This window comes from Oscillibacter sp. UBA6647 (genome assembly GCA_002455655.1).
Lineage (GTDB): Bacteria > Bacillota > Clostridia > Oscillospirales > Oscillospiraceae > Oscillibacter.
Genome location: DKLF01000084.1, coordinates 1 through 13,028, shown reverse-complemented (window position 1 = coordinate 13,028; position 13,028 = coordinate 1). Strand labels below are relative to the sequence as shown.

9 protein-coding genes are annotated in these 13,028 nt (G+C 57.9%); 4 read left to right on the top strand and 5 right to left on the bottom strand.

All coding sequences use genetic code 11. From position 1 onward, the window contains the following. Positions 1-233 precede the first annotated feature (233 nt). On the top strand, positions 234-1,184 hold the full coding sequence (locus B2W96_RS06230; RefSeq protein ID WP_293009424.1) for an AEC family transporter: 951 nt from the start codon (positions 234-236) through the stop codon (positions 1,182-1,184). A gap of 67 nt (positions 1,185-1,251) precedes the next feature. Here B2W96_RS06230 and glmS read toward each other — a convergent pair whose 3' ends face one another. After that, complete coding sequence (gene glmS / locus B2W96_RS06225) at positions 1,252-3,090, bottom strand: glutamine--fructose-6-phosphate transaminase (isomerizing) (protein ID WP_293009423.1); 1,839 nt, start codon at positions 3,088-3,090, stop codon at positions 1,252-1,254. Between the two features lie 541 nt (positions 3,091-3,631). Here glmS and B2W96_RS06220 point away from each other — a divergent pair. From B2W96_RS06220 to nth, 3 genes are all read left to right on the top strand, one after another. Beyond that, a complete protein-coding gene (locus B2W96_RS06220) occupies positions 3,632-4,315 on the top strand; it encodes a DUF421 domain-containing protein (RefSeq protein ID WP_293009422.1) in 684 nt (227 codons plus the stop codon). Then, complete coding sequence (locus tag B2W96_RS06215; protein ID WP_293009421.1) at positions 4,312-4,689, top strand: DUF4363 family protein; 378 nt, start codon at positions 4,312-4,314, stop codon at positions 4,687-4,689. The genes B2W96_RS06220 and B2W96_RS06215 overlap by 4 nt, the downstream gene beginning before the upstream one ends. A 205-nt stretch (positions 4,690-4,894) precedes the next feature. Continuing rightward, complete coding sequence (gene nth / locus B2W96_RS06210; RefSeq protein WP_293009420.1) at positions 4,895-5,545, top strand: endonuclease III; 651 nt, start codon at positions 4,895-4,897, stop codon at positions 5,543-5,545. Positions 5,546-5,728: 183 nt separating this feature from the next. Here the strand turns inward: nth and B2W96_RS06205 are convergent, their stop codons facing one another. From B2W96_RS06205 to dxr, 4 genes are all read right to left on the bottom strand, one after another. Further along, on the bottom strand, positions 5,729-9,739 hold the full coding sequence (locus tag B2W96_RS06205) for a PolC-type DNA polymerase III (protein WP_293009419.1): 4,011 nt from the start codon (positions 9,737-9,739) through the stop codon (positions 5,729-5,731). Positions 9,740-9,802: 63 nt separating this feature from the next. After that, positions 9,803-10,840, bottom strand: a complete 1,038-nt coding sequence (gene ispG / locus B2W96_RS06200) for a flavodoxin-dependent (E)-4-hydroxy-3-methylbut-2-enyl-diphosphate synthase (RefSeq protein ID WP_293009418.1) — start codon at positions 10,838-10,840, stop codon at positions 9,803-9,805. Positions 10,841-10,854: 14 nt separating this feature from the next. Beyond that, positions 10,855-11,925 (bottom strand): M50 family metallopeptidase, encoded by a 1,071-nt coding sequence (locus B2W96_RS06195; RefSeq protein WP_293009417.1) that lies wholly within the window; start codon positions 11,923-11,925, stop codon positions 10,855-10,857. A gap of 63 nt (positions 11,926-11,988) precedes the next feature. Then, positions 11,989-13,028: 1-deoxy-D-xylulose-5-phosphate reductoisomerase (dxr, locus tag B2W96_RS06190; RefSeq protein ID WP_293009416.1), on the bottom strand; the 1,040-nt coding region annotated here is incomplete at its 5' end.

Here is a 13,028-nt window from a genome sequence, read left to right as displayed (position 1 = left end):
AGTTTCCCATAGTTTGTCAAGCACTTTTTTCAAGTCTCAACCATTCTTTTCAAGTCCCGCGCCATCCTCCCGGACAGCTTTGTTAGACTACCATACCCCATCCCGTTTGTCAAGAACTTTTTTCTTCTTCTGGAGAAAGGTGGTTGCGGCAGGGCGGCAAAGGTGTTATGATAAATTTCATGTGAATTTCATGGCACTTTATAAGATGTATTATGCAAAGGAGAGGCTTCACCGTGTTTGAAAACTTTATGACGGCGTTGCGCGTCGTTCTTCCTCTGGCACTGTTTATGGGAATCGGTGTTTTGGTCCGAACATGTAAGGTGGTGGACCGGCCCACCATGCGAAAGGTGGACGGTCTATGCTTCCGCCTGTTTATGCCCACGCTGCTGTTTAAAAACATTTATGAATCCGATGTGCTTCACCATTTTGACGGATGGGGCTTTTTATATGTACTGCTGTGCATACTGCTTCTTTTTTTCGTGGCCGGCTTGCTTCTTCCCCGCAAACTGCTTCCGGACGGAGACAGTGCCGCAGCGGTGGGTCAGGCGATGATTCGGCCCAATTACATTTTATTCGGAATTGCGGTTGGAACCTCTATTTTTGGCTCAGGCAGCACGGGTATCGGCATTGTTGCCCTGTTCGGTGCGCTGATTGTGCCGCTGGTAAACATTTTCTCCACGCTGATTCTGGAGCTGAACCGCTCCGGGAAGGCCGACCTGAAAAACTTGTTTCTCTCTATACTTAAAAACCCCATGATTATCGCAACGCTTTTGGCGCTGGCGCTGCTGACCCTGAATATCCGGATTCCGGACCTCCTCTATACTGTGGTCAGCGACGTGGCAGGTGTCACCACCACCATCGCCTTCATCTCTCTGGGCGTCAGTCTGGACCTGAGCCAGACTCTTTCCAACCGCCGCACGCTGATTCTGGCGGTGCTGGCCCGGATGGTTCTGATTCCTCTGATCTTCCTGCCTTTGAGTATTACCCTGGGCTTTCGTGACGGGGCCTTGTGCGCGCTCATGATTTTCTTTGCCGCACCCACGGCGGTGGCCTCCTACCCCATGGCCGTGGCCATGGGCGCCGATGGACCCCTTGCCGGGCAACTCGTGTGCTCCACCACGGTCACGTCCATCTTCACAATTTTCTGCTGGACCTTCCTGCTGCGAACGTTTGGACTGATGTAGAATGCTCCCAGCCAACAAAAAGCGCTTCCCGCCATAGGCGGGAAGCGCTTTTCATATATTTTAGCAATTATTCCACGGTAACAGACTTCGCAAGGTTCCGGGGCTTATCAATATCACAGCCCCGCTGCAACGCCACGTAATAGGAGAACAGTTGGAGTGGCAGCACGCCCAGAGAGGGCTGAAGCATCTCCACAGTCTCCGGCACGGAAAGCACAGCGTCTGCCGTCTTCTCCATTTTTTCTCTGTGGCGGACAGTGGTCAGGGCCAGCACCTCCGCTCCCCGGGCCTTCACCTCCACCACGTTGCTCATGGCCTTGTCGAACAGCGGCGCATAGCTTCCCAGCGCCACCACCAGCGTCCCCGGCTCAATTAGGGAAATGGTGCCGTGCTTCAGCTCACCGGAGGCATATGCCTCCGAATGGATATAACTGATTTCCTTCAGCTTCAGGGACCCTTCCATGCCCATGGCATAATCCAGATTCCGCCCGATGAAGAAAATGGAGTCGTGATTGAAGTACCGGGATGCAAAATATTTCACATCCTCCGTGTCCTTCAAAAGCGCCGACATCTGTTGGGGTAGGCACTGGATGCCCTCCACGGCGGCGGCGTACGCTTCTTTTGAAACCGCGCCCAGCAAATCGCCCAAATACAGCCCCACCAAATCCATCAGGGCCAATTGGGTGGAATACGCCTTGGTGGTGGCCACGGCGATTTCCGGTCCCGCCCAGGTATACAGCACATCGTCCGCATCCCGTGCGATGGAGGAACCCACCACGTTGACAATAGCCAGCGTCCGCCCGCCCCGGCGTTTCGCCTCCCGCATGGCGGCCATGGTGTCCAGCGTCTCGCCGGACTGGCTGATGACTACCACTAGAGAACGCTCATCCACCAGCGGGTCGCAGTACCGGAATTCACTGGCCAGCACCACCTCCACAGGACGGCGCAGCAGCTTTTCCCAGATATATTTGCTTACCATGCCCACATGATAGCTGGAGCCGCAGGCAATAATAAAGATGCGGGATACATTTTCCGCATACTCCCGGGTCAGCTTCACGTCGTCCAGCACAATCCTGCCCTCCCGGATGCGGGGAGAGACGGTGCGGCGAACGGCCTCCGGCTGTTCCATAATCTCCTTGAGCATGAAGTGGGGATAGCCCCCCTTTTCAGCGGCGGACACATCCCAGTCCACTGTGCGGCGGGTTTTCTCCACGGGGACAAGCTCGCCGTCAAACACGTCGATGCCCCGGGGCGTCACCACCGCGATTTCCCCGTCGTCCATATAGGCCACGTCCCGGGTGTATTTAATCACCGCCGTCACGTCGGAGGCAATGAAATTGCAGTCCTTGCCATAGCCCAGGATCAGCGGACTGTCCTTCCGCGCGGCAATCAGCGCATCCGGATAGTCGGAGCAGATGATGCCGAAGGCATAGGAGCCTTCAATGCGCCGCAGCACGCGGCCCACGGCCTCCAGCATATTATGGCACTCGTTGTAGTGGAACTCCAATAGCTGAGCCACCACCTCCGAATCGGTATCCGAAGCAAACTTAACGCCCAGCTTCTGGAGATGCTCCTTGATCTCCATATAGTTTTCAATAATGCCGTTGTGAACCAGCGCGATGTTCCCGCTCTCGCTGACGTGGGGGTGTGCATTCACATCGTTAGGCTCACCGTGAGTGGCCCAGCGGGTGTGTCCCACGCCGAGGGTTCCCTCCAGATCCACCCCGCCGTGGAGCATGTCGCTGAGGACCTTCAGCCGGCCCTTGGACTTTCTCACCTGAAGACCCTGTGTTTCTGACCGCACAGCCACACCGGCGGAATCGTACCCCCGGTATTCCATCCGCTCCAGACCGTCCAGCAAAATCGGGGCGGCCTGTGCGCCGCCCGAATAACCGATAATTCCACACATAAATGACAATCCTCCTGATATTCAATTTGTCTTTCGCAGGCCAAAAGGCCGCGAAGCATCTGCCGGTCCCGGTTTTCGGGGCCGGATATCAAAAGGACAAACGCGCAGATGATTTGTCGCTTTTCCCACGGTCGCAGTCTTTTTGTTTTGCGGTTGCCCGCATATTTCAGACCTGCGTGACACATCCGTGGATGCGGAGGGGCATCCGCCGAATTCTCGATACTCCCCTCTCCTCGTTATCCCGCAGACTCAGCCTGCGGGCACATGGCGCTTTTGACGGGGTTCCCCGTAAGCCTCCTTTCTCCTTCTGCGACTTGGAACGATTTATGATAATCCCCGCCTCCGGGCGGAGCCTTATCCGCTGTTCAAGATTGCCGGTTCCCATCGTTGGGCCGCATCCTATTCTTCGTCCGCCTTGATCCGCACCTCTTGGGGCGGCACGCTAGACTGAGATATAGGCCATTCTCCGACAGGTAAAATCCTTTTCGCCGCATACGCCCGCTTCTTCCGGTAAATACTGAGAGAAAGGGGGTATGTGCTTATGGCCACCGCGTTTTTGCGGACTGTGATTCTCTATTTTTTCATCACCGCCGGGCTGCGGCTCATGGGCAAACGACAGATCGGCGAGTTGGAGCCCAGCGAACTGGTGCTGACCATGATGCTCTCGGATCTGGCCGCAGTACCCATGCAGGATTTTGGAATTCCTCTGCTCTCGGGCATCATCCCGATTTTAACGCTTCTGTCTCTCTCCATGCTATTAAGCCAGTCGTCTCTTTATTCCCTGCGCATCCGTCGGCTTTTGTGCGGGTCCCCCACCGTGCTGATCGACCACGGCAAGCTCCGTCAGGACGCGATGCGGAAAAACCGCTTCACCATCGACGAACTGCTGGAAGAGCTGCGGGGGCAGGGCATCTGCGATATCAAAGACGTAAAATATGCGATTCTCGAAAACTCCGGCCAGCTCTCGGTCTTGCCCTGGCCTCAAACCCAGCCGCCGTCGGCGGACGATCTGGGCGTAAAAGCGGCGGACAGTATCTCCCTCCCCGTGGTTCTGGTGAACGACGGGCGGCTCATCTCCCGGAATCTTGAGCTGTGCGAAAAAACAATGGACTGGCTGAAAAAGCAGGTACGCCGACAGGGCCTGAAAGACTACCGCGATATTTTTTTGCTGACCCTTGACAGCGGGGGAAAAATCAACTGCATACCAAAGGAGAAGACCAAATGAAATCTTGGCTGATTCCCACTTTTCTTCTGGCGGCAATTCTGGCCCTCTCGGTGCTGAACTGCCGCGCCGTAGATCAGGACGTGGTGCGCTGGCAGTCCCAGTTGGAGGAGGCGGAGGCCGCGGTAAGCGCCAAAAACTGGAAGCAAGCAGAAGACCTCATCTCCCAAAGCTACGAGGACTGGTCCGGGCGCCAAACCTATCTCCACATCACAGCAGAGCACGAAGTAGTAGACGGCGCAGACGCCTTGTACCGCCGCTGTGCGGCTCTGATCTCCGTGCAGGCCTCCGAGTGCATGGCGGATCTGGCGGGCCTCAGGCACCAGCTTTGGCTGCTTTCGGAGACAGAGCGGTTCAGCATCAAAAACGTGCTGTAAAGGAACCGTCCCCCGCTCTGCAAGCATTATAGCACACCTCGCCTCCCCGTCGCAATAGAAAATCGTCCCTCCCCAAAATCGTCCGCTTCTCTTCTATTCCCTCTGAATAGGGGGCGCCAAATTAGAAAATCGGTTGCCAAGCGCGGTCAAAGGCGCTATACTGGTACGAAGACAGTCGGCTTTTGGAGCAAAAGGAGGAAGCGGTATGAAGGCAAAGGCGGCGATCAAGCGCATCATCGAAACGCTGAAGGGCATTTACCCGGATGCGCTGTGCTCTTTAAACTACGAAAAAGATTACGAGCTTCTGTTTGCCGTGCGGCTTGCCGCCCAGTGCACCGATGCACGGGTCAACCAGGTTACCCCAGCCCTGTATGACCGGTTTCCAACCCTTCAGAGCTTTGCGGAGGCGGACGCGGCAGAGGTGGGACAGTACGTCCGCTCCTGCGGCTTTTTCAACAGCAAGGCCCGAGACATTGTGGCCTGCGCCCAAAAGCTGATTTTGGAGCACGGCGGGAAGGTCCCCGGAACCATGGAGGAGCTGACGGCCCTCCCCGGCGTAGGCCGGAAGACAGCAAACCTGATTCTGGGAGACGTGTACGGCCAGCCCGCCTACGTCTGCGACACCCACTGTATTCGCATCACCGGCCGTCTCGGCATCACGGACGGCAGCAAAGACCCCCTTCAGGTGGAACGGCAGCTCCGTCTGGTTCTCCCGGCGCGGGAGTCCTCCAACTTCTGTCATCGCATGGTGCTTTTCGGACGGGACACCTGCACCGCCCGGTCTCCCAAGTGCGAGGGCTGCCCGCTGGAACGGGACTGCGATTTCATAAAGGCGGAGAAACAGGCAGCAAAGTAATTCCGCCCGCCTTTCCCCGCCCTGCGTCCGTCATATCCTATGTTCGCCATATAAAAAGGGATTCCCGCTTCGGCAGAGCCAAAGCGGGAATCCCTTTTTCAACATTTTGTTTCAGGCCGCTTTTTTGCGTTCAGCCCACCGAAAATCCGGCTTCTTTGCGTGCATTTCTTCAACCCAGTCAATTTAAAACAGCGTAATCTGGCTGGTTTCCGCCATACCGGCAAAAGCCCCCAGCTTCTTGAGCTGCTCGATATGGGTTTTGGAGAGCTTATTGCAGCACATGGAAAACTCCTCGATGGAGATGAAGCTCTTTCCCTTCCGCTTCTCCACCGTGTCCGCCGCCGCCGTCTCTCCCAGCCCCCGCACTGCGGCAAAGGGCGGAAGAAGTCCCTTTTCCGTCACCTTGAACTTTGTGGCCTCGGATTCGTAAATGCTGATGGTGTCGAAGTGAAAGCCCCGGAGATAAAATTCGTAACACACCTCCAGCGTGGTCATCAAATCCTGCTCCACCGCTGTGGCGTCCTTGTTGTTCTCAATCTCCCGGATTTTCCGCTTCACGGCGTCCATGCCCGCGCAGCAATATTCTGCGTCAAACGCCTTGGCCCGGACGGTAAAAAACGTGGCGTAAAACGCCAGCGGCTCGTGTACCTTGTACCACGCGATACGAAATGCCATCATGACGTAGGCCACAGCGTGGGCCTTGGGGAACAGATAGCCGATTTTTGCAAGAGAGTCGATATACCACTCGGGAACGTCGTGCTCCCGCATAATATCCACCCAGCCGTCCGGGAAGCCGCCTTTTTTCACCTTGCCCTTTCGGACAGACTCCATGATTTTAAAGCTCAGCTCCGCATCCACGCCCATGGAAATCAGATAAAGCATAATGTCGTCGCGGCAGCCCACGGTCTCCAAAACGGAAGCTGTCCCGTCCAGAATCAAATCCCGGGCGTTGCCCAGCCACACGTCCGTGCCGTGGGAAAAGCCTGAGAGACGCACCAGCGTGTTAAAATCCTTAGGATGGGTGTCCACCAGCATCTGGCGGGTAAACCGGGTGTTAAATTCCGGGATAGCTACGGCCCCCGTCTCTCCCACCACGTCGTCGTGCTCATAGCCCAAGATTTTGCTGGAGATGAAGATGGACATGGTGTCCACGTCGTCCAGCGGAATGGAGCGGGGGTCCACGCCGGTCAGGTCCTCCATCATGCGCACCATGGTGGGATCGTCGTGGCCCAGCATGTCCAGCTTCAGGAGATTGTCCTCCATGCAGTGGTATTCAAAATGAGTGGTGATAATGTCGCTCTCCGGGTCGTCTGCCGGGTGCTGAACAGGACAGAAATCCTCGATTTCCATGTCGTCCGGCACCACCACAAGGCCGCCCGGGTGCTGACCCGTGGTGCGCCGAACGCCCACGCAGCCAGTGGTCAGTCGATTTTCCTCCGCCCGGCCCGCCGTCATCCCGTTCTCTTCCAGATATTTTTTCACCATGCCGTAGGCGGTTTTTTCCGCAAGGGTTCCGATGGTTCCCGCCCGGAACACCTGCTTTTCTCCGAACATTTCAATGGCATGGCGATGGGCCTTGGCCTGATACTCACCGGAGAAATTCAGGTCGATATCGGGAACCTTTCCGCCGCCGAAGCCCAAAAAGGTTTCAAAGGGGATGTCGAACCCATCTTTCACGCATTTTTCGCCGCATACCGGGCAGTCCTTGTCAGGCATATCCGCGCCGCAGCCGTAGGACCCGTCCTGTATAAATTCCACGTGCTTGCATTTGGGGCAGCGGTAGTGGGGCGGCAGGGAGTTGACCTCCGTAATCCCGGACATGTAGGCCACCAAGGACGAGCCGACGCTGCCTCGGGAGCCAACCAGATAGCCGTTTTCCAGCGACCGCTGCACCAGCTTCTGGGCGGACATATACACCACGTCGTACTTTCCCAGAATGCTGTCCAGCTCCACCTTCAGGCGGTCCTCCACCAGCGGGGGCAGGTCCTCGCCGTAAAGCTCACGGGCCTTTTCCCAAACCATGCGGTTCAAATCCTCCTCGGAGTTTTCAAGGCGTGGAGGATACAGGTCTTTTGGCAGAAGCTCAAATGTTTCAACGCTGTCCGCCACGGCCCGGGGATTGGTCACCACCACCTCCAAGGCCTTCTCCTTCCCCAGATAGGAAAATTCCGCAAGCATTTCGTCGGTAGTCTTGAAGTAGATGGGAAGGCTGGCATCCGCATCCGGGAATTTTTTTGAAGCCAGCAGAATGTGGCGGTATACCTCGTCCTCCGGCTCCCGGAAGTGCACGTCTCCTGTGGCGCACACCGGTTTTCCCAATTCGTCGCCCAGCCGCACGATGGTCCGGTTCAGCTCCCGCAGCTCTTCTTCAGACTGCACGTCCCCGTTTCGCAGCATGAACATGTTGTTGCACACCGGCTGGATTTCCAGATAGTCATAATAGGATGCGATGCGCCTGAGTTCGTCCCAGTCCTTGTGGTCCGCCACGGCGCGGAACAGCTCGCCCGCCTCGCAGGCCGCGCCCACAATGATTCCCTCGCGATGCTGATTCAGCAGCGTTTTTGGCACCGTGGGAACCCGCTTGAAGTAATTGAGGTTGGACGCGGTAATAATTTTGTATAGGTTTTTCAGACCCACCTTGTTTTTTGCCAGCAGGATAATGTGCTTGGGAAAGCGGTTGGACTTGCTTCCAAGGGGCCGCAGCTTTTCCATCTCGGGGTTAATCCCCTGAAGATTGGAGACCCCCTTTTCCTTCAGCATATTGAAGAAGGGAATCAGCATATAGCCCACAGTGGCCGCGTCATCGCTGGCTCTGTGGTGGTTGAAGGCAGGTAGATCCAGCTCCTCCGCCACAATGTCCAGCTTATACTTGTTCAGCTTCGGCAGCAAGTTCTGGGCCAGAATCAGCGAGTCAATATAGGTAGGGTGAAAATCAAGGCCCGTTTTTTTGCATCCCTCCCGGATAAAGCCGATGTCAAATTCCGCGTTGTGGGCCGCCAACGGGCGCCCGTCCACGAATTTCAAAAAGTCCGCCAGCGCGTCCTTTAGCTTGGGCGCGCCGCGAAGCATCTCGTCGGTAATACCGGTCAGGCCGATAATTTCCGGCGTAAGCCGCCGCGCCGGGTCCACAAAGGTCTGGAACCGGTCGGTAATCTCCCCATTTTTCAGCACCACCGCGCCGATTTCCGTAATCGCCTCCCGCATCACCTTGAGACCAGTCGTTTCAATGTCGAAGCACACGAACTCTCCGTCAAGGGGGCAGTCCTGTAAGCCGTGGACGGCCACCCGGTCGTCCAGATTGTTGATAAAATAGCCCTCCATGCCATAGAGAATTTTGATTTTGTCCCCGGCGGCGTGCCACGCGTCCGGAAAAGACTGAGCCACGCCGTGGTCCGTGATGGCAATCGCGGGATGGCCCCAGCGGATGGCCTGACGCACCACCTCCTGTGGGTCGGTCAGCGCGTCCATGCTGCTCATGCGGGTGTGCAGATGCAGCTCCACCCGCTTTACCTCGGCGGTGTCCTCCCGCTCCTTGTGGGCGGCAGCCCGGATGAGGAAGGGAGCCATCTGGATGTCCTTCCCGTCCCAGGTTGGCTCCATCTTTCCCTGCACCGCCACCCACATGCCGGGCTTCAGCTTTCCGTCCAGCTTTCTGGCCTCGGCGGCGGTGAGGTTTTTCTGCACCGTCAGGGATCCGGTGTAATCCGTCAGGTCCAGGCTCATGCGCCACAGTCCGGGGCGGCGTGTCTCCCGGCATTCAAAGGCAAAAATTTTGCCGATGACGGCGGCCTTTCCGGTTTTCAGGTCCAGCGACCCCACGGGAACGGTTTTTCCCACGGGCTTTTTCTCCCCGTAAAACACTTCGCCCACGGCTCCGTCCCGTTTCTTTTCCGCGCCCCGTCCTCCGTCCGATCCGGCTTGGGCCACGCCCTGCGTTTTTTCCCGCGCCGGCTCTATCGGGCAGCACGCGCAGGCAATCCGCGCGTCGGCAAACCCGTATGCTGTGCAGATTTCCTGTCCCAGCGCCCGAATTTCGTCTCCGCCCAGCTCCGCCCGGGTTTCCATTTGCAACTCAATGGTACGCTCCGCCCTGTCGATGGCCGCGCCGACCAGCATGGCCCCGTCCAGCTTCGCCCGCAGGGGCGGAAGCGGCCTTACGTCCGGAAATATGTTGGAAAATGCGATTTTTGACATAGCTTCTCTCAATCCTAACCCGCTCTCAATGTATCGTCCAAACCGCCGGTTCCCCCGCGATTTTCACAGCTTCTGAATCTCCTCCATCAACGCGTCCACCAGCCGCTCCTGCGGAACCTTGCAGAGGACCTCTCCCTTTCGGAAAAGCAGGCCCTCCCCGTCCCCTCCCGCGATGCCGATGTCGGCGGCGGCGGCCTCACCGGGACCGTTGACGGCACATCCCATCACCGCCACGGTAATGGGCTTGCGGCAGCCGTCCAGCCGCCGCTCCACCTCCTCCGCCAGGGGAATCAAATCAATGCGCGTCCGTCCGCAGGTGGGGCAGGCGATGAGGTTCACACCGTCATGGCGCAGCCCCGCCGCCCGGAGAATCTTTTTCGCCGCGTAAATCTCCTCCACCGGGTCCGCCGTCAGCGTCACCCGGATGGTGTCTCCAATGCCCATGCACAGCAGTCCGCCGATTCCCATGGCGGACTTCACAAGCCCCATGGATGGCGTTCCCGCCTCGGTAACGCCCAAGTGGAGCGGATACTCCGTCCGCTCTGAAAGCAGCCGATAGGCCGCGATGGTCAGCGGCACATCTGAGCATTTCACGGAGATGCAGATGTCGTCAAAGTCAAACTGGTTCAACAGGGCCGCATGGCCCAACGCGCTTTCCACCAGCGCCTCCGCCGTCACGCCGCCGTATTTTGCCCGCAGCTCCCGCTCCAGCGACCCACCGTTCACGCCAATGCGGATAGGGATGCGCCTTTGGCGGCAGATGTCCGCCACCGCCTTCACCTTCTCCGCCCCGCCGATGTTGCCGGGATTGATGCGGATTGCGTCAATTCCCCGCTCCGCGCACATCAGCGCGAATTTGTAGTTAAAGTGAATGTCGGCGATCAGCGGAATGGAAATTTGCTCTTTAATTTTATCCACGGCCTCTGCCGCCGCCCTGTCGGGAATGGCCACCCGAATCAGCTCGCACCCGGCATTCTCCAGTGCTTTGATTTGGGCCACGGTGGCAGCCACGTCATCGGTTCTTGTGCTGCACATGGATTGAATGCTAACCGGCGCACCGCCGCCCACGGCCACAGTGCCCACCAGCAATTGCTTTGTCATCGGTACTCCCTCCCTCAGCCGAACAGCCGGGATACATCGTGAAGCGTCACAATCAGCATAAAGCCCAGCAGTACCACCAGGCCGCCGTAATTGATGGCGTTTTCGTATTTTTCAGGAATGCGCTTTTTAAAGAGCACCATGGCGATGGCGTCTACCGTTAAAAACAGCACCCGCCCGCCGTCCAGCGCCGGAAGGGGCAACAGATTCATCACCGCCAGATTCACCGCGATCAGCGCCGTGAAAAAGAGGATGTTGTCCAGCGCGTCCCGGGCGCTTTCCGATGCCTGCCCCACCTGCGTGATGGTGGAGACGATGCCCACCGGGCCGCTCATGTCCTTGAGCCCCGCGTCCCCCCGAGCCAGCATCTGAAGGCTGATGCGCACGGTCCGCACAAAGTCCACAGTGTTGTACCACGCGATTTTCACTTTGCCCAGCGCCGTGGCGGGCTCGGCTTCGTTGCCGTAGAAAAAGCCGTAGCCCTGATAGGGCTTACCGTCCTGCCCGGTGCAGGTTTGCAGAGGAATGCCCGTGAGGGACACCTTCTCCCCATTCCGCAGCACCGTCACGGCTAGTTTCTCTTTCCCCGCGTTCACTTGCATTATAAGGGCCACGTCGCCGCTGACGTAAATCCGCTCCCCATTGATGGCCCAAAGCTGGTCGCCCGCTTGCATTGTCTCCTCTTCGGCGGCGGTGAACTCTGGCGCTATCCCGGCGACAGTTGGCACGTAAAATGCCTCGGCCCCGGAGTAGAGAATCAAGAGAATCAAAAAGCCCGTCAGGAAATTGGAAAGGGACCCCGCCACAAAAATGATAAACTGCTTCCAGTAGCTCTGGCGGGTAATGGCCCGAGGATTCTCAGAATCCTCATCCTCTCCCTCCATGGCGCAGTAGCCGCCCACAGGGAGGATGCGCAGAGAATACTGCGTCTCTCCCCGCTGTCTTTTGAACAGGGCCGGGCCCATGCCGATGGAAAACTCGTTGACCTGCACGCCGCAGGCCTTGGCAGCCAGAAAGTGCCCCAGTTCGTGGAGCGCGATAAGCACGCCAAACATGAGAATCGCCGCGAGAATGTAGACAATTGTCATAAATACTCCTAACTAAACTGTTCCGATACCGCGTCCGCGGCGTTTCTTGTCTCCGGGGAAGCTTCACTGCGAAAGAACCACCCGCCGTGCGTCGGCGTCCGCTTTCAGAATATCCGAAAGAGTGGGATGATATACCACAGGGACGGCCTCCCGCGCTTTTTTCACCAGCCGGGAAATGTCGTTGAAGCCGATTTTTTCCTGTAAAAACAGGCCCACCGCTTCTTCGTTGGCCCCGTTTAAAACGGCGCAGGCGGTGCCCCCCTCTTTCGCGGCGGCCTCTGCCAGCGCGAAGCATGGAAATGCCTCCCGGTCCGGCGCGGCAAAGGTCAACGGCGGGCAGGTCAAAAGGTCCAGCGGCTCCGCCGGATTTTCCCCCCGCCGGGGATAGGTAAACGCATACCGGATGGGAAGGCGCATATCCGCTGTCCCAAGCTGGGCCAGTACCGCCCCGTCCCGATACTCCACCAGAGAGTGAACGATGCTCTGCCGGTGAATCAGCACATCCACCTGAGAAAGGGGCAGACGGTAAAGGCGCATGGCCTCGATGACCTCCAGTCCCTTGTTCATCAGCGTTGCGCAGTCCACCGTGATTTTCGGCCCCATCTTCCAATTCGGGTGCCGCAAAGCATCCTGCTTTGTCATGCTCTCAAGCTCCACAAAGTTCTTCCCGTAAAACGGGCCGCCGGAGCAGGTCAGCAGCAGTCGCTTCACTTCCCGCCGGTCCTCGCAGCCCCGCAGGCACTGGAAAATGGCGGAATGCTCCGAATCCACCGGGACGATTTCCGCCCCGTGCCGGTCCGCCGCGTCCATCACCAGCTCCCCTGCACACACCAGCGTTTCCTTGTTGGCAAGCGCGATACGCTTGCCCTGTTCTATGGCGGCCAGCGTGGGTCCAAGGCCCACCATGCCCACCACGGCGGCCACCACTGTGTCTGCGCCGCCAATCGTCGCCGCCTCCAAAAGTCCTTCCGGCCCGGAGACGATTTTTATGTCCAAATCTCCGACCCGGGTGCGGAATTCCTCCGCGGCATCAAAGTCGTACAACGCCACAAGACGCGGCAGAAACTGCCGCGTCTGCCGCTCCAAAAGCTCTAAATTTCCAC